Genomic DNA, 16428 nt, shown 5'->3' with positions numbered 1-16428 from the left:
GAGGGGCCCGCGCGGGCCGGGATGCGGCGGCGAGATCGCCGCGCTGGCGTCCGATCAGGTGCCGCTGCGGATCAGGCCCGAGCCTTGGCCGGTTGCTTGATGAAGTTCAACATGGCCTTGTTGATGTCGTCGGCGTGTGTCCACGGGATGCCGTGCGGCGCACCCTTGAGCGTGATGAGCTGGCTGGTCGGCAGCATCGGCGCGAGCCGCTGGCCGGTCACCGGGAAAGGCAGCACGTTGTCCTTGTCACCCTGGATGATCAGCACCGGCACGTCGATCTTCGGCAGGTCGGGCCGGAAGTCCTCCAGCCAGGCGTCCACACTGTCGTGGGTGGCCTTGGCGGAGCCCATCGCGCCGATCTGCCAGTGCGCGCGGTACGCCTCCTCGCTGACCATCTTGCCCTTGTTCTCGCTGTAGTTGAAGAACGCGTCGCAGAACTGGGTCAGGTAGGCGAAACGATCCTTGATGATGGCCTGCTGGAACCCCTGGAAGAGGCTCTTGTCGACGCCCTCCGGGTTGTCCTGGGCCTTCACCAGCATGGGCTCCAGGGGGCTGAGCAGCACCGCCCTGCTCACCCGCTGCGAGCCGTAGTTGCCCAGGTAACGAACCACCTCGCCGGTGCCCATCGAGTGACCCACCAGCATCACGTCGCGCAGGTCCAGCTCGGTCATCAGGACGTCGAGGTCCGCGGCGAAGGTGTTGTAGTCGTACCCGAACGCCGGCTGGGCGGAGTTGCCGAAACCGCGCCGGTCGTAGGTGATCGTCCGGTATCCGGCGTTGAGCAGCGCGGTGGTCTCCTTCTCCCAGGTCGCCCCGTTGAACGGGAAGCCATGGATCAGCACCACCGGCTGACCGGATCCGTGATCCTCGTAGTACAGGTCGATGGGCGCGGAGTTCTCCGTACCCACGGTGATGAAAGGCATGTTGTTCTCCTGCTCCGGTTCGGGCTGTCGGACGTCAGCGCTTTCCCGCCCGATCGCCGGATATACCGGCCGCGCGGCTCCGGCCGGCCAACCCCGATCCATCGACATTTATCAACGCCGCTGTTAGGGTCGCCGGTAGGAAAGTTTCGGCGTACGGGAGGTGGGCATGCCTCGACGGATCCGCACCGGGGTCGCCGCGTTGGCCATCGGGACGGCCACGGCCGCCCTGGGCGCCACGCCGGCCCACGCCGACCCGGTGGTGCCCCGGCACGCCATCGTGGTCTGCCAGAGCGCCAGCTTCTACGCCAACTACGACTCCGCCAACGGCCCCACCGGTCTGAAGCGCACCCTCGGGTACGGCAACAAGATCGGTCACACCCCCGGCGCCCACCCGGTCTACAACGGGTGGGCGGCCTCGTTCGACTTCGGTCCGAACGACTGGGGCTACGTCCGGGCCGAGTGCATCGGCGGGTACGACTCATGGTGAGCCGATCCGCCACCCGGACGATGGCCGGCCTGCTGGCCGGGATCACCGCCGCCACGCTCGCCGCGCCGGCTCCGGCGCAGGCCGCCAACGGCACCATCGGCCAGCGGGAGACGGTGTGCGCCAGCGACCTGTTCGTCCGCACCCAACCCAACGGGGCCTGGATGGGCACTCTGTACCAGGGCCAGACCTTCCTGGTAGAGGGGCCCCGCAGCGGCGGCTACATCTACGGCTTCGCCTACGGACACATCAACCGGCGCGGCTGGGTGCAGGACGGCTGGTTCTGCTGACCGCCCCGGCCGCCCGGCCCGGCACGACACCGAACGGCGGGGACTTTGACACGGGCCCTAGCCTCGGGGCGTGAGCCTTCCGCCCCGGCTGCGGGCCGTCAGCGACCTGCACATCGGTTACCCGGCGAACCGCGCGTTCGTGCGGGAGCTGCGCCCGGGCAACGACGGTGACTGGCTGCTCGTCGCCGGCGACGTGGCCGAGCGGTACGCCGACATCGAGTGGGCGCTCGGCCTGCTCAGCAGCCGGTTCGCGAAGGTGGTCTGGGCGCCGGGCAACCACGAGCTGTGGACGCCGCCCGACGACCCGGTGCAGCTGCGCGGCGAGGAGCGCTACCGCGAGCTGGTGCGGCTGTGTCGGCGGCTGGGGGTCGTCACGCCGGAGGATCCGTACCCGGTGTGGGACGGCGAGGGCGGTCCGGCCACGATCGCCCCGCTCTTCGTGCTGTACGACTACACGTTCCGGGTGCCCGGGGCGAGCACCCGGCAGCAGTCGTTGGAGCTGGCGTACGAGGCCGGGGTGGTGTGCACGGACGAGGCCCTGCTGCACCCCGATCCCCACCCGAGCCGGGAGGCGTGGTGCGCGGCCCGGATCACCGAGACCGAGCGGCGCCTGGCCGAGCGCGACCCGGCCCTGCCGACGGTGCTGGTCAACCACTATCCGCTGGTGCGGCAACCCACCGACGTCCTGCGGTACCCGCTGTTCGCCCAGTGGTGCGGCACCGTGCGTACCAGTGACTGGCACCTGCGCTTCGGCGCGGCCACCGTGGTCTACGGCCACCTGCACATCCCCCGTACGACGTTCCACGACGGGGTGCGCTTCGAGGAGGTCTCCCTCGGCTATCCACGCGAGTGGCAGCGGCGCGGGCCCGTGCCGGACCCGGTGCGCACCATCCACCCCGCCGACGACGTACGCCGGATGGCGGAGAGCAGGCGCTCCGCCCAACCGCCGTCGGTCGGCCGGTGAGCCTGCGACGCGTCCGGCGCCGCCCGCCCCCGATCAGCTGGCATAGACCTCCAGTGTGGACAGCTGGCCGGCCGGCCAGCCGGTGTTACCGGTGACGGTGATGCGCAGGTAGCGGGTCTGGGTGGCGGCGAAGGTGAGCGTCACCTGGTTGCCGGTGGCCGGGTTGAAGGTGCGCCCGGCCGACGCGACGAGCGTGCCGAAGCTGCCCCCGTCGGCGCTGCCCTGCACGGCGAGGGTCTGCGTCCGGGTCGCCCAGGCGGCCGCCGGCGGCAGCTTGAGCACCACCCGTCCGACCGGGCGCGAGGCACCCAGGTCGACCTGGACCCACTGCGGGAACGCGTTGTTGGCGCTCTCCCAGTAGGTGTTCGGGTCACCGTCGACCACGTTGCCCGACGCGTAGCTCTGGGTGTTGCTGCTCGCCGTGGTGGGTCGACCCCGGGCGAGGTCCGCGTTGGTCGGCGCGTCCGTGGTGACCGTGACCGCGTTCGACGGAGCGGAGGTGTTGCCGGCGGTGTCCCGCGCCGTCACGGTGAAGCTGTAACCGGTGGACGGGCTGAGCCCACTCACGGTCGCCGTGGTGCCGGTGACGGTGGCGACCACCGTGCCGCCCTGGCGCACCTGGTAGCCGGTCACCCCCTTGTCGTCGGTGGAGGCCGTCCACGCCAGGGACACGCTGCTCGCCGTTCGGCCGGTCACGGTGAGGCCGCTCGGCGCGGTCGGCGGGTTGTCGGGCGTGCCGCCGGCGGCGTACACCTCGACCTGGGCGAGCTGGCCCGCCGGCCAGCCGGTGTTGCCGGCGATGCTCAGCCGGAGGTGGCGGGTCGTGGTGGCCGGCAGCGTGCGCGTGACCGTGTTGCCGGTCGCCGGGTCGAAGGTGAAGCCGGCGGCCGGGGCGATGGTGCCGAAGGAGCTGCCGTCGACGCTGCCCAGCACGGTGATCGTCTGGGTACGCGCGCCCCAGCCGGGGGGCAGCCGCAGCACGAGTCGGTCGACCTGGTGGCCGGCGCCGAGGTCGACCTGCCACCACTGCGGGAACGCGCCGTTGGCGCTCTCCCAGTAGCTGCCGACGTTCGAGTCCACCGCGTTGCCCGCCGGGAACCCGCCGCCCTGGCTGCTCGCCGAGGTGGGCCGGCCGGCGGCCAGGTTTCCGCCGGTCGGGGGCGGGGTGCCGATCATCGGTGGCGTGGGACGCACCGGGGTGAGCGCGAGCTGCCCCTTGAGCATCCGACCGCCGTCGGCGGTGATCCGCAGGTAGTAGTCGGAGGAGCAGGACACGCCGTCCTCGTCCAGGGCCCGGATGTTCGCGCCGGCCGGGGTGGTGGCCTGGGTCTCGGACGTCTTGGCGATCTGGTTGCCCTCGTTGTACTCGTCAAACATGGACACGTAGAGGCCCTGCGACCCGAGTCGGACCATGTTGTAGATGTGCCGCCAGTAGAAGTCGCCGTGCCGGCGATGCCCCCCGGCGAGGTCACCGGGCATCACGCAGGGCTGGTAGTCGATGCCGCGCGCCGCGCAGTCGGCCAGGTCCGGAATGTTGACATTGTTGTAGTACGAGTCCAGCCCCTCCAGGGTGCTGGTCCGGTAGACCATCCACGGCGAGATCATGTTGAATGCGTGGTAGACGTCGAGGAAGCCGGGGCGGGAGTCCTCGATCCCCTGCCGCCACCAGGTGGGCACGCCACCGATGACGTAGCAGCCCTGCGCCTTGAACCAGTTGACGACCTCCAGGCAGGGCCCCGGTGCGAAGGGTCGGCTGGGTTCGCTGAAGCCGAAGCCCCAGATGCAGACGACCGGCTTGCCGTTCTGTCGCGCGTACGCGCTGGACGCGGTGTGCGCGGACATCTTCGTCGTCCAGTCGGTCTTGATGTCCGCCTGCATGGTCAACCAGTCGGTGACGTCGTACATGATGTAGAACTTGCGGCCGTGGCGCTCCGCGGCCGAGCGCACCTTCTGCGTCATGGCGTCGCGGGTCGGGCCCTCGTCGCCCATCGGGTTGAACCGCTGCAACGCCGCGGTGTCGCAGCCGTACTCCTGCATCCAGCGGAAGTGGGTGTCCACGGTCTGCTGGTCGTACGAGGAGAAGAGGGTGGCCGGCGAGCCGTTGCCGAGGTTGGGGTAGGCGGTCGGGTAGGTGCGGGTGTACTCGCGCATGTCCGGCCAGGACACGATGGTGGTGTTGCTGGGCGAGGGCGGCTGGAACCGGTCGCGGCTCCAGTGCCACCAGCCGCCGATCGGCGCCGAGTCGCCGGGGCAGCTGAACCAGCCCTGGTAGCCGACCGTCACCTTGCCGACCACGTCCCCGGGAGGACTGGCGGCGTGCGCGGGGCTGGTGGCGGTGGTGAGCAGCTCGGTGGTGGAGGCGGCGGCGAGGGCGGAACCCGCCAGCACCGATGTGACGAACCTGCGGCGGGACACCGCCATGACGACCACTCCTTCGGGACGGAAGGCATTGACGGTCATCGTGGCAGTACCGATTGCCAACCCGCAAGAGTGAGACTGATCGATGAAATTATTGACCAGGGCGTCGGAAGTAGGCGATCGCCCCCGTCCCGCCGGACTGGGGGACGGGGACGACGCCGGATCAGGCGGAGAAGTTGCGGAACAGCAGGGACGCCAGGGCGAGCGCCAGGGCCAGGTTGAACACGGTGGCGCTGGCGAACACCGCGACCGGCCGCCAGCCGGCCTCCCGCAGCGACGCGACCCGGACCTCCAGGCCGATGCTGACGAAGGCCAGGATGAGGAACCAGACGCGCAGGTCGTTGACGATCGCGATGGTGGCCTTGCCGTCCGCCCCCGCCGCGTCCAGGTACCAGGTGGCGATGACCGAGGCGGCGACGAAGCCCAGGACGAACTTGGGGAAACGCCGCCACAACTCCCCGAGGCCCGGTCGGGCCGCGCCGGGCTGCCGCTCCACCCGCAGCGTGAAGTACGCGGTGAGAGCGACCGCGACCACGCCCATCAGGGCGTTCTGGGTGACCTTCACGATGCTGGCGATCTGGAGCGCCTCCTCGCCGGCGAGCGCCCCCGCCGCGGTGACCGCCGCGGTCGTGTCGATGTTGCCGCCGATCCAGGCGCCGGCCACCGCGTCGGACAGCCCGAACACGTCGGCCAGCCAGGGCAGGATGAAGATGGACGGCAACGCGAAGACGATGACCAGGCTGGCCGTGTAGGCCAACTGCTCGCGGCGCGCCCGGACGGCGCCGGCGGCGGCGATCGCCGCGCTGACCCCGCAGATCGACACCGCCGAGGCCAGCAACGCGCGCAGCTTGTCGTCGAGGCCGAACCGGCCGGCCAGCCACCAGGTGAACAGGAACACCCCGCTGATCAGCAGGATCGCCTGGGCGATCGCCGGCCCGGCGGCGCTGGCGATGACGGCCAGGTTGATCGACGCCCCGAGCAGCACCAGACCGGTCTTGATGAAGAACTCGGTCCGGAAGGCGGCGGCGATCCGGTCGCGCCAGCCGAACAGCGTGACGGCGACGTTGCCGAGCAGGCCGAGCAGGATCGCGTAGACGGGGTACTCGATCGCCGCCCCGATGTCCTCGGCGCCGGTGCCCTCCGCCCACCCGGGGACGCTCTGCTCCAGATAGCGGGTCAGCGCGGCGAGCGCCACCACGACCACCAGGCCGAGCGCCGTCCAGGCCCAGAACGTGCCGTCGCGCGCCGCGCCCGCAGGCTCGACGGGCACGTCGCCGGCCCGGGTCTCGTCGCCCACGCGGGTCTCGTCGCTCACGCGGGTCTCGTCGCCCTCGCGGGGCTCGTCGATCGTTCGGGGCTCGTCACCCGTGCGCGTCGCGTCGGCGGCCATCAGGGCACCAGCCCGGCGGGGATCGCCCCGAGCAGGACCAGGCCGAGCAGGACCAGGCCGAGGACGGTAGCCACCCAGTCCTCGTTGAACGCGAGCCGGGAGTCCCCGGCTGTCGGCGGTGTGGACGGTGACGGGTCAGTGCTCATGACGTACCTCCGAGGGGAAAGGGCCGATCCGGGCATGGCGGGATCGACTGCGGGGCGAGACGGGGACGCGCGAGGGCCGCGACAGGCGGCGTGTGGCGCGAGGGCCGGGATGGGCCACGGGCCCGCGCGACGACGTCGCGGCGGGCCGAGCGGGTGTGCGGGCGTTCGGGCGGCGGGACGCTCAGGCGGTCGCCGGCGAGCCGGGACAGAGCCCGGAGGCGACCCGCATCAGGTCCACGACCCGACGCGAGGTGAGGAACGATCCGACCGGCATCCGCCTATTTTCCTATCGGATCGATAGGAATTCAAGACCGCGGGCCCCGGAATCTCGCTTCGGTCCGCTCGGGGTACGACAGCGGGGGCCGGAGCCGCGCCGGCTCCGACCCCCGCTCGGTACGCCCGAGACCCCTACGGAGTCGGGTACTGCGTGACGTAGACCGGCGCGCCCACCTTGGTCATGTCGGCCGCGTCGCCGACGCCGTTGACCACGTGGTCGATCGTGCCGGCGCTGAGGTTGACGGTCATGATGTGGTGCAGCCGTACGCCCGGGGTGACCGGGACCTCGAAGCCGTTCTCGGTGTGGATCGACGGATTGTTCTGGTTGAAGACGTAGACCCCGCCGCCGTACAGGGTGTGGTGCCGCACCCGGTCGCCGACCTTGTAGCCGGCCCAGCCCTCGACGCCACCGTGCATCCAGTCCGCCTGCGTCGGCGGGTCGTACGGCAGCTCGTTCTGGTAGAGGATCGTCGTGCCGTGCTCGCCGTTCCAGACGGTGTTGTACCGCTGGAAGTGCTCGACGAACAGGCCGGTCGCGGTCACATGGTCGCCGTTGATGACGGCGCCGTAGCGGCCGGTGTTGGTCCGCCAGCGATCCGTGTCGCCGTTGACGCCCTCGGTGAAGCCCTCGACGCCGTGGTCGCCGCGCCAAACCCAGGTGTGGTCGATGAGCACGTTGTCGCTGTTGACCTCCAGCGCCGTGTTCGTCCGGCCGATGTGCGGGCCGCCGACCCGGAAGTACACGTCGGACAGCGTGGTCGGGTTGGCCGCGCTGCTGGCGTTGCGGCCGTGCTGCCGACCCACCCGCAGCAGCACCGGTGACTCGACCCGACCGGCGTCGATCGTGACGCCGGCGACGACGACACCGGGGACGCCGGCGACGTCCAGCGGGATGGCGCCGTTCACCGCCGTGAGAGTGGCGTGGCCGATGCCGAGCACCACCGTGTTGGCACGCCGCACCTCGATGCTGCGCGCGATGTCGTACGTGCCCGGGGTGAGCAGGAGGTGCTTGCCCCGCGCGAGCTGGCTGTTGATGACGTGCACCGGGTCCGACGGCTTGGCGATGAAGAAGTCGCGGATCGGTATCGTCCGCCCCGGCGTCATGCCGTCGGCCCAGGAGACGCCCCGGCTGTTCCGCTGCGCGGCGGGCACTCGGACGTTGTATCGGCCCTTGCCGTCCACGAAGAGGTACGGCTTCTCCCGGCTCAGCGGGGTGGTCTCCAACGTCGTGTAGGGCGGGTCGGGGAAGGAGGCGTCGTCCGGCGCGCCCTCGACCCCCGCGAAGACCTGGTTCCACACCGCGTTGGACCAGCTGCCGACCTCGCTGTTGCGGGTCAGCCACTGCTGCTGCGACCCGTTCGTGGTGGCCGGCAGCCGCGAGTCGGCGATGAAGCCGCCGCTGGCGTACTGCGGGCCCGCGGTGCAGTAGTCCATCAGCGAGAGCCCGCCGCCGTTGATGTTCAGGCGGCGCATGGACACCGCCTGGGACACCGCCCAGAAGTTCGCCGACGACCGGCAGCCGTCCTGGCCGGCCGCGTTGATGGTGAGCGACAGGTTGGACAGGGTGCGCCAGAAGTTGACCAAAGCGAGGCAGTTGCCGGTGCCGCCGTCGGCCAGGCAGCGGTTGTACACCTCGATCTTGCCGTTGACGGTGACGTCGGTGGGCGAGGCGCCCAGGCCGGACACCTCGGTGTAGTAGCCGACCTTGGCCTGCAACGGCTGCTCGGCCGTCCCGTACGTGCCCGGCTTGAACAGGAAGGCGTGCCGCGCGGTGCCCATCTCGTTGTCGACCTGCCGGGCGTGGGCCGCGTCCAGCGTCTGCTGGATCTCGGTGACCGGCATGCTCGGGTCGAAGATGGTGACGTTGGGCCCGAAGTCCGGGGCGCCGTGCGCCGGCCGGCCGGCGGTGGCGGCGGTGCTGGTCGTCGTGACGGCGGCGGTCAGCACGACCACGAGGAAGAGGGTGCGACCGGTTCTCCGGCGTACCCGTCGGGGCTGGGTTGTCATGCGGTTCGTCCTCTCCGCTGGTCGGAGGAGTGCCGGCCAGCTGGGGCGGTGAGAGCGCTCTCTGGACCCTCCGGCCGCAAGCGGTCCGGCGCGAAGGGGTCGGCATGTTTCTACCTGGTAAATCCGCCGCACGCCATGACCACGGACAACGAACTTCGATCCGGTCGGGTGAGAATGGACGGCGCAGCGGGGAGGTGCTGATGCGGATCGACTCATTGCCCCACCTGGACGAGCACGCCACGGTCATCGCGGCGGAGACCGTCGAGGTCTGGCCCCACCTGGCGGACATCGTCGAGAAGTCCTTCTCCCGGCCCGGCATGGCCGGCTACGCGCGCCTGGTGGGTGCCGCCGACCCGGGCACGTCCGGGCCACGGCCGCTCGCCGAAGGCTCGACGTTCCCCGGCTTCCGGGTGGTCACCGCGATCCCCGGTCAGGAACTGGCGCTGCGCGGCAGCCATCGGTTCTCGACCTACGCGCTGATCTTCCGCCTCGATGCCGTCGGTGCGGGCCGGTCACGGCTGCGGGCCGAGACGCGAGCCGCCTTCCCCGGCCTGGCCGGCGGCCTGTACCGACAACTCCTCCTGACATCGGGCGGTCATGTGATCGGCGTGCGGCGCATGCTCGCGGCGGTCCGCCGCAGATCCGAATAGGAGCCACCGCCTAGGCGTCGTCCAGGAACTCGTCGATCATCGGGGCCAGCCAGTCGGCGCGCTGTGGGATCGACGTGTGGGTGGTGCCGGGCAGGATGGCCAACCGGCAGGCCGGCAGACCGGTCAGATCACCGGGCACCGCGCCGCCGAGCAGCCGGAACATCCGCACCGCGTGCTCGGGCTGCACGATGTCCGCGTCGGCCAGCACGATCATGGTGGGCGCGGCGAGGGCTGCGATCTGCTCGGGGGTCCACCGCGGCAGGTTCGCGTCCAGCACCTTCATCTTGGTGACCAGGTTGGCCCAGCCCGCCGGGTCCGGCGCGGTCCGCAGGTACTCCTCGTGGAACTCCGAGCCGTGCAGGTGCTCCGGTCGCAGGTCCTGGATCCCGTCGAGCAGCCCGGGATGCAGACCCGCCTCGTCGAAGCTCACCGAGGCGAGCACCAGCCGGCCGACCCGGGCGGCGTGGTCGGTGCCCAGGCGCAGGGCCACCGCGGCGCCCATGCTCCACCCGAACACGTCCGCCCGCGCGACGCCGAGCCGGTCGAGCAACTGAACCACGTCGGCGGCGAAATGCTCCACGGTCATCGGGCGGTCGACATCCGGCGTGCGGCCGTGTGCCTGCAACTCGACCGCGATCACCCGTCGGGTCTTCGCCAGGAGCGGCAGGACCGTGCCGAACGAGGTGCCGATGGCCGAGAGCGCGCCGTGGATCAGCACCAGCGGGCGACCGCCGCCGCTGCCGTGTTCCTCGTGGTGGATGTCCATGACCACAGGGTGCGCCGCAGCGCTTACGGTCGGCTTCAGGTGACCTTACCGAGGCTAGGATGACCGCCGTGCAGTTCGGGGTGCTCGGACCGCTCGCCGTCACCACCGACGCCGGCGAGCCGGTGGTGGTGCCCGGCGCCAAGGTACGGGCGCTGCTCGCCGACCTGCTGACCAACCGCAACCAGGTGATCTCGACGGACCGCCTCATCGACGACCTGTGGGGCGACGACGCGCCCGCCAATCCCGCCGGCGCCCTCCAGGTGCGGGTGTCGCAGCTGCGCAAGGCGCTCAACGATGCCGAGCCGGGCGCCCGCGAGATGATCGAGTCCCGGCCGCCCGGGTACCTGCTGCGGGCCGACGCGATCGACGCCGACCGGTTCGCCGAACTGGCCCGGTGCACCGATGTCGAGCGGCTGACCGAGGCCCTCAAGCTGTGGCGCGGCGAGGCGTACGCCGACGTGGCCGACGCCGAGTTCGTCCGCGCGGAGGCGACCCGGCTCGCCGAGCAGCGCCTCACCGTGCACGAGCGGCTGGCCGAGGCTCGGGTGCTCCGGGGCGAGCATGACCTGGTCGCCGCCGACCTGGCGGAGCTGGTTGCCCGGCATCCGCTGCGGGAGGGCCTGCGGGCGGTGCAGTTACGCGCCCTCTACGCGGCCGGCCGCCAGTCCGAGGCGTTGGACAGCTACGCCGAGCTGCGCGACCGGCTCGCCGACGAGCTGGGCCTCGACCCCGGGCCGGAGCTGGTCGCCCTGCACCGCCGGATCCTCGAACAGGACGCCGGCCTGAGCGCGCCGCCGAAGACCGCGATCATCCGCAACAGCCTCCCGGCGCAGCTGGACGAGCTGGTCGGACGGGCCGAGGCGCTGACCGAGCTGCGGGCCCTGCTGGGGCGGCAGCGGCTGGTCACGCTGGTCGGGCCGGGCGGTGTCGGCAAGACCCGGCTGGCCACCGAGGCGGCCCGCGCGCAGTCCCTCCCGGACGGTGTCCACCTGGTCGAGCTGGCCCCGCTGCCCGCCGGCGACCCGCGCGTCGCCGAGCAGGTGCTCGGCGCGCTGGACACCCGCGAGGCCGCGGGCGCGAGCCTGTCCGCCGCCGACCGGCTCACCGCCGCGCTGCGACACCGACACCTGCTGCTCGTGCTGGACAACTGCGAGCACGTGATCGAGCCGGTCGCCGACCTGGTGGTCCGGCTGCTGCGCGACGCGCCCGGGGTGCGGGTGCTCGCCACCAGCCGGGAGCCGCTCGGCCTCACCGGGGAACTGCTCTGGGAGGTACCCCCGCTGTCCGTGCCGGAGGGCGGCGACCTGGACGCGGTCCGGCGCTCGCCGGCGGCCCGGTTGTTCACCGCCCGCGCCGCCGCGCAGCAGCGGGCTTTCCGCCTCGACGGCCGGACCGCTCCCGTGGTGGCGCAACTCTGCCGCCGCCTCGACGGCCTGCCACTGGCGCTGGAGTTGGCGGCGACCCGGGTCCGCGCGCTCGGTGTGCGCGGGGTGGTGGACCGGCTGGACGACCGGTTCCGGCTGCTCACCACGCAGCAACGGGACGTGCCGCCGCGACAGCGGACGCTGACCGCGGTGATCGGCTGGAGCTGGGACCTGCTCGACGAGGCCGACCGGGTGGTGCTCGCCCGGCTGGCGGTGTTCCGCGACGGCTGCACCCCGGAGGCCGCCGAGCGGGTCTGCCAGACCGATCTGGACACGTTGGCCCGGCTGGTGGACCGGTCGCTGGTGGTGCTGGACGACTCCGGCGTGCAGCCGCGCTACCGGCTGCTCGAATCGGTCGCCGCGTTCTGCCTGGACCGCCTCACCGACGCCGACGAGGTACGCGCGCGGCACGCCGCGTACTACACCGAGCTGGCCGAACGCGCGGACCCGCAGCTGCGCGGCGCCGACCAGCAGCGGTGGCTGGCCCTGCTCGACGCGGAGACGGCGAACCTGCGCACGGCGCTGGTCCACGGCGGCGGGCTGCGCCTGGCCATCGCGTTGAGCTGGTACTGGTATCTGCGCGGGCGGCTCACCGAGGCGCGGCGGGCGCTGGCGGTGCCGGGTGACGCGACGCAGGAGTCCCGGGCCGCGCCCTGGCGGGTCGGTTTCGCGCTGTCGCAGGGCGACCCGATCGTGCCGGCCGAGCTCCGGGCCGCGTTGGCCGGCGATCCGGACGGCCGCGGTGCCTGGTTCGCGGCCAACGCGGTGATCGGTTACAGCGACCTGGCTCTGGCGTCGGAGCTGCTTCCCGCCGCCTCCGCCGATCCGTGGACCGAGGCTGCGGTGCTCAGCTCCCGGGCGATGATCGCGCACGCCAACGGTGACCAGGCCACGCTGGAATACGCCGCGACCCGCAGCGCTGAGCTGTTCGCGGACCTCGGTGACCGGTGGGGACGGCTCCAGGCGATTGAATGGGTGGGTGGGCTGGCCGACATGCGCGGCGAGCACGAGCGGGCCGCCGCCCTGCACCGGGAGGGGCTGCGCTGGGCGGAGGAGCTGGCGCTGTGGCCGCAGGTGTGCAGCGAGCTGTCCTGGTTGGCCTGGCTGGCCGTGCAGACCCGCGACTACGCGCAGGGCCGGGAGCTGGCCGAACGCGCATACCAGCTGGCCGTGGAGCAGGGCATGCCCAGTGCGCTGGTCTTCGCGGAGATGAGCCTCGGGTTGGCCGCCCGCCGCGACGGCAAGCTCGACGTGGCCGTCCCCCACCTCACCCACCTCGTCGAACAGGGCCGCGCGGAGACCCAGCCCGCCCTGTACCTGCCGATGATCCTGGTCGAGCTGGGCTACGCGGTCGAGCAGGCCGGCGACCCGGATGGGGCGCTGGCCCTGCACATCGAGGCGTTCGAGGCCGCCCAGGCGATGGCGACCCCACGGGATGCGGTCAGCCCCCTGGAGGGGATGGCATCGGCGGTGCGCTCCCCGGAGGTCGCCGCCCGACTGCTGGGCGCCGCGGCCGCCGCCCGGCTCGCCGCGCAGGCCCCGGCCGCCCCGGCGGAACGCGACGACATCGACCGGGTGAGCGACCGCGTGCTGGCCGCCCTGGGGCGGGAACGCTTCGACGCGCTGGTCGCCGAGGGCACGGAGCTGAGCCCGGGCGAGGCCCGGGCTCAGCTCTGATTCGTTGGTCAGCCGGCCGTCTTCGGCCGGTACGAGGCGATGATCACGCCGTTCTTGTGCACGCGGGTGTCGATCAGCTCGAACGACGCCTTGAAGTCCGTCAGCGGGCTCGTCAGGCTGGGGCCGCCCTCCAGCACCGGGTGGATCCAGAACCGGACCTCGTCCACCAGTCCCGCCCGGACCAGTTGCGCGGTGACCGAGCCGTAGCCGTACTGGATGATGTCCTTGCCCTCCTGGGCCTTGAGCTTGGTGACCGCCTCGACCAGGTCGCCCTGGAGCACCTCGGTGTTGTTCCAGGTGGGGTTGGTCAGGGTGGTCGAGGCGACGTACTTCTTGACGTTGTTGAAGTACGCCGCGCCGGTGGTCGGGTCGTTCTCGTCCATGCTCGGCCAGGCGACGGACATGCCGTCGTAGGTGGCCCGGCCCATCAGCATCGCGTCCGCGGCGTTGGTCTGTTCGCCGGCGAGGCTGGCGGCCTCCTCCTCGAAGTACGGCGCGGTCCACATGGGGTTCTCGATGACGCCGTCGAGGGTGATGTAGGTCGAGTTGATGAGCTTGCGCATCGGAATCTCCTGGCTGTCGGTCGTGTTCTCCGGTGACACCCAGAACTGTGCCGGCCCGCGCTTACGATTCGCTTCAGGTGCCCTCAACCGCGTCCGTAACCGGGTCGGTCAGCGGGATGGGCAGCGCCTGGGCGTCCGCCGTGCCGCCGCCGACGGAGTGCGCCGGCGCGGGGCGGTCGCCGGTCCGGCTGTGCAGGCGCCCGCGCCCCGCCGGCGCGGCGCGCCGGGTCACCTCGCAGGTCACCATCCGCACCGGCGGTGGTGGCGAGGCGAAACGGCCGACGCCCCAGCGCACCCAGATCGGAATACGCCCGGCGTCCGCCTCGGCCCGCAGCTTCTGCACCGTCCGCGCCCGGTCGGTGTGGTCGACCTCCACGACCACCGGCGGGCCGCCGGGGCGGGCACAGGCCACGTCGAGGACGGAGTGCCGCTGCTCCAGTGGCGGTGGCAACGGCAGGACGCTGGGCGCGCGCCGGTAGACCCGCCAGCCCTGGGCCTCGGCCCATCCCACCACCGCGTCGATCACCCGCGCGGTGACCTCGTCGGTGTCCAGGTCGACGAAGGTCAGGTCGTCCAGCCAGCGGCCCAGGTCGGCGGCCAGCCGCGCACCCTCCGCCGTGACGTCCACCGGCGCAGGATAACGCCTTCGCCGGTGGTGGTCGCGATCGCGGCGAGGTGCCGGGTCAGCCCCTGTGCAACGGGGCGCACGAGGCCGTCCGCCCCGGCCGGGTCTGGTGGCGCTGGCGCCGGCGGGGCAGAATCGAGCGGCATGATCAAGGGGCTCATCGGCGAGGTGCAGCATGACTGACCCGACCGGCGTTCCGATCCCCCACCCGGGCCTCCGGACCGTGCCGGCCAACGAGGTGTCGTGGGACGACCTCCAGCACGTCCTCGGCACCGCCGACGCGGGTCGCTGCCAGTGCCAGTGGTTCAAGGTCGCGGGCTGGCTGTGGCGAGCCTCCACCCCGGAGGAACGGATCGCCTCGTTCCGGGAGCAGACCGCCTGCGGCCAGCCGGACGCCCCGAGCACCAGCGGACTGGTCGCGTACCTCGACGAGCAGCCGGTGGGCTGGGTCGCGGTCGAGCCGAGGACGGCGTACCCGAAGCTGCGCAACCAACGGGTCCCCTGGCTCGGCCGCGACGAGGACCGGGACGACGACGGCGTCTGGGCCGTGACGTGCCTGGTGGTCCGCAAGGGCTACCGGGGTCGGGGCCTCACCTACCCCCTCGCCCGCGCCGCGGTCGACTTCGCTCGCGAACGCGGCGCGCGGGCGCTGGAGGCGTACCCGATGCTCGCCGAGGCGGGCAAGCAGATCACCTGGGGCGAGGCGCACGTCGGCGTACGGCAGATCTTCGAGGAAGCCGGTTTCGCCGAGGTCAGCCACCCCACGCTGCGGCGGGTGGTCATGCGGATCGACTTCCCGGGTACGGCAGCTCCACGAGCCTGACCGGTCGCGCCGGTCGGGCCCAGCTCCCGGGTCGGAGCTGGGCCCGGCCGTCGAGGGTCACCTCATGTTGGCGACCACGAACGGCGCGTGCCCGTGCAGGTAGTTGTTCCACCCGCCGGTCACCGGCGCGCCCGGGCTGAGCAGGTTGGTGGTGTCGGTGCCGACGTCGAGCTTCCAGGCGGTCCAGGAGATGCCGTTCGCCTTCATCCAGTCGACCCAGGCCTGCGCCTCGGGCAGGCAGGCCCGACCGTCGAGGCCGCCGTCGGCGTGGCTGGCACCCCACTCGGTGACGAACAGCGCCAGGCCGGCCCGGATCGCCGCGTCGCCCTTCGCGCGCAGCGACGCGCCGTGCGTGCACGAGTAGAAGTGCAGCGTGTACATCAGGTTGGTGCCGGAGACCGGGCTGGCCGCCGCCGCGTCCACGTCCTGCGACCACGTCGGGGTGCCCAGCACGACGATGTTGTCCGGGTCGGCGGCGCGGATCGCGGACACCACGGCCTGGTGGTACGGCTTGATGACGCTGGTCCAGCTCACCTGGAGCGGCTCGTTGTAGGGCTCCCAGATGACGTTGGGCAGGTGACCGTAGCGGCGGGCCAGATCACTGAAGAACGCCACCGCCTGCGACTGGTTGTTCTGCGCCTCGTGCGCGTGCCAGTCGACGATCACGTACACGCCGGCGCTGACCGCGTTGTTGATGATGGTCTCGACCTGCGTACGTGCCTTGACCGGGTCACTCAGGTACGCGCCCGCCGGCTCCACGCCCATCGCCGCGCGGATCACCTGGAGGTTCCAGTTGTCCCGCATCCAGGTCAGCGCGGAGAGGTTCTCGGCGTACGGGGCGGTCTCCCAGTTCAGCCACATGCTGCTGATGCCGCGCAACTGCACCCGGGCGCCGTTCCTGTCGCACATCCCGGTGCCGCAGACCCGCAGCTGACCGTACCGCTCGACCGGGGTGCCGGGGGTCGGCGGCGGCACGGTCGAGCGGTACGGTCAGCTGCGGGT

At 71.9% G+C, this 16428-nt stretch carries 15 protein-coding genes; 6 read left to right on the top strand and 9 right to left on the bottom strand.

Annotated elements, in window-relative coordinates; genetic code table 11:
* Positions 1-71: 71 nt before the first annotated feature.
* Positions 72-923 carry an alpha/beta fold hydrolase gene (locus EAD98_RS24945; RefSeq protein ID WP_121656425.1) on the bottom strand — a complete coding sequence of 284 codons (852 nt, stop codon included), beginning with the start codon at positions 921-923 and terminating at the stop codon, positions 72-74.
* 166 nt (positions 924-1089) lie between these two features.
* Between EAD98_RS24945 and EAD98_RS24940 the strand changes: the two genes are divergently transcribed.
* From EAD98_RS24940 to EAD98_RS24930, 3 genes are all read left to right on the top strand, one after another.
* Positions 1090-1410, top strand: a complete 321-nt coding sequence (locus tag EAD98_RS24940) for a hypothetical protein (protein ID WP_121656424.1) — start codon at positions 1090-1092, stop codon at positions 1408-1410.
* The gene (locus EAD98_RS24935) at positions 1404-1697 is read left to right on the top strand and encodes a hypothetical protein (RefSeq protein ID WP_121656423.1); all 294 of its coding nucleotides are present in this window, start codon (positions 1404-1406) and stop codon (positions 1695-1697) included. The genes EAD98_RS24940 and EAD98_RS24935 overlap by 7 nt, the downstream gene beginning before the upstream one ends.
* A 70-nt stretch (positions 1698-1767) precedes the next feature.
* Positions 1768-2661, top strand: coding sequence for a metallophosphoesterase (locus EAD98_RS24930; RefSeq protein WP_121656422.1), 894 nt, complete (start codon positions 1768-1770; stop codon positions 2659-2661).
* A gap of 33 nt (positions 2662-2694) precedes the next feature.
* Here the strand turns inward: EAD98_RS24930 and EAD98_RS24925 are convergent, their stop codons facing one another.
* The 4 genes from EAD98_RS24925 to EAD98_RS24915 all read right to left on the bottom strand — a co-directional run bounded on the left by EAD98_RS24925 (position 2695) and on the right by EAD98_RS24915 (position 8898).
* Positions 2695-5082, bottom strand: a complete 2388-nt coding sequence (locus tag EAD98_RS24925) for a discoidin domain-containing protein (RefSeq protein ID WP_121656444.1) — start codon at positions 5080-5082, stop codon at positions 2695-2697.
* Between the two features lie 160 nt (positions 5083-5242).
* Positions 5243-6469, bottom strand: coding sequence for a YeiH family protein (locus EAD98_RS24920; protein WP_121656421.1), 1227 nt, complete (start codon positions 6467-6469; stop codon positions 5243-5245).
* The gene (locus tag EAD98_RS31340) at positions 6469-6615 is read right to left on the bottom strand and encodes a hypothetical protein (RefSeq protein WP_233578873.1); all 147 of its coding nucleotides are present in this window, start codon (positions 6613-6615) and stop codon (positions 6469-6471) included. The genes EAD98_RS24920 and EAD98_RS31340 overlap by 1 nt, the downstream gene beginning before the upstream one ends.
* Before the next feature lie 408 nt (positions 6616-7023).
* Entirely contained in the window at positions 7024-8898 is a 1875-nt protein-coding gene (locus tag EAD98_RS24915; protein ID WP_121656420.1) for an adenylyl cyclase, read from the bottom strand.
* A 200-nt stretch (positions 8899-9098) separates the two neighbouring features.
* Here EAD98_RS24915 and EAD98_RS24910 point away from each other — a divergent pair, with 200 nt between their 5' ends.
* Complete coding sequence (locus EAD98_RS24910) at positions 9099-9548, top strand: hypothetical protein (protein WP_121656443.1); 450 nt, start codon at positions 9099-9101, stop codon at positions 9546-9548.
* Between the two features lie 10 nt (positions 9549-9558).
* Here the strand turns inward: EAD98_RS24910 and EAD98_RS24905 are convergent, their stop codons facing one another.
* Positions 9559-10314 (bottom strand): alpha/beta fold hydrolase, encoded by a 756-nt coding sequence (locus EAD98_RS24905; RefSeq protein ID WP_121656442.1) that lies wholly within the window; start codon positions 10312-10314, stop codon positions 9559-9561.
* A 59-nt stretch (positions 10315-10373) separates the two neighbouring features.
* Between EAD98_RS24905 and EAD98_RS24900 the strand changes: the two genes are divergently transcribed.
* Entirely contained in the window at positions 10374-13415 is a 3042-nt protein-coding gene (locus EAD98_RS24900) for a BTAD domain-containing putative transcriptional regulator (protein ID WP_233583963.1), read from the top strand.
* 8 nt (positions 13416-13423) lie between these two features.
* On the opposite strand, the gene EAD98_RS24895 is transcribed toward EAD98_RS24900, so the two are convergent.
* Both EAD98_RS24895 and EAD98_RS24890 read right to left on the bottom strand, forming a co-directional pair.
* On the bottom strand, positions 13424-13978 hold the full coding sequence (locus EAD98_RS24895; RefSeq protein WP_121656440.1) for a dihydrofolate reductase family protein: 555 nt from the start codon (positions 13976-13978) through the stop codon (positions 13424-13426).
* A gap of 73 nt (positions 13979-14051) precedes the next feature.
* Positions 14052-14606: a hypothetical protein gene (locus EAD98_RS24890; RefSeq protein WP_199723540.1), complete on the bottom strand. Its 555-nt coding sequence runs from the start codon at positions 14604-14606 to the stop codon at positions 14052-14054.
* A 172-nt stretch (positions 14607-14778) separates the two neighbouring features.
* Here EAD98_RS24890 and EAD98_RS24885 point away from each other — a divergent pair, with 172 nt between their 5' ends.
* Positions 14779-15426, top strand: coding sequence for a GNAT family N-acetyltransferase (locus EAD98_RS24885; protein WP_121656419.1), 648 nt, complete (start codon positions 14779-14781; stop codon positions 15424-15426).
* A 57-nt stretch (positions 15427-15483) separates the two neighbouring features.
* On the opposite strand, the gene EAD98_RS24880 is transcribed toward EAD98_RS24885, so the two are convergent.
* Positions 15484-16401 (bottom strand): glycoside hydrolase family 5 protein, encoded by a 918-nt coding sequence (locus tag EAD98_RS24880; protein WP_121656418.1) that lies wholly within the window; start codon positions 16399-16401, stop codon positions 15484-15486.
* Positions 16402-16428 lie beyond the last annotated feature (27 nt).

The sequence above is a fragment of the Micromonospora sp. CV4 genome, assembly GCF_003667455.1.
Classification (GTDB): domain Bacteria; phylum Actinomycetota; class Actinomycetes; order Mycobacteriales; family Micromonosporaceae; genus Micromonospora.
The sequence above is the reverse complement of the archived record's forward strand: the minus strand, read 5'-3'. Positions and strand labels throughout refer to the sequence as shown.

Excerpts from the sequence above, each read along its gene's own strand:
- EAD98_RS24945 (WP_121656425.1), bottom strand. The coding sequence starts at position 923 with ATGCCTTTCATCACCGTGGGTACGGAGAACTCCGCGCCCATCGACCTG.
- EAD98_RS24940 (WP_121656424.1), top strand. The coding sequence starts at position 1,090 with ATGCCTCGACGGATCCGCACCGGGGTCGCCGCGTTGGCCATCGGGACG.
- EAD98_RS24935 (WP_121656423.1), top strand. The coding sequence starts at position 1,404 with ATGGTGAGCCGATCCGCCACCCGGACGATGGCCGGCCTGCTGGCCGGG.
- EAD98_RS24925 (WP_121656444.1), bottom strand. The coding sequence starts at position 5,082 with ATGGCGGTGTCCCGCCGCAGGTTCGTCACATCGGTGCTGGCGGGTTCC.
- EAD98_RS24920 (WP_121656421.1), bottom strand. The coding sequence starts at position 6,469 with ATGGCCGCCGACGCGACGCGCACGGGTGACGAGCCCCGAACGATCGAC.
- EAD98_RS31340 (WP_233578873.1), bottom strand. The coding sequence starts at position 6,615 with ATGAGCACTGACCCGTCACCGTCCACACCGCCGACAGCCGGGGACTCC.
- EAD98_RS24915 (WP_121656420.1), bottom strand. The coding sequence starts at position 8,898 with ATGACAACCCAGCCCCGACGGGTACGCCGGAGAACCGGTCGCACCCTC.
- EAD98_RS24910 (WP_121656443.1), top strand. The coding sequence starts at position 9,099 with ATGCGGATCGACTCATTGCCCCACCTGGACGAGCACGCCACGGTCATC.
- EAD98_RS24905 (WP_121656442.1), bottom strand. The coding sequence starts at position 10,314 with ATGGACATCCACCACGAGGAACACGGCAGCGGCGGCGGTCGCCCGCTG.
- EAD98_RS24900 (WP_233583963.1), top strand. The coding sequence starts at position 10,374 with ATGACCGCCGTGCAGTTCGGGGTGCTCGGACCGCTCGCCGTCACCACC.
- EAD98_RS24895 (WP_121656440.1), bottom strand. The coding sequence starts at position 13,978 with ATGCGCAAGCTCATCAACTCGACCTACATCACCCTCGACGGCGTCATC.
- EAD98_RS24885 (WP_121656419.1), top strand. The coding sequence starts at position 14,779 with ATGACTGACCCGACCGGCGTTCCGATCCCCCACCCGGGCCTCCGGACC.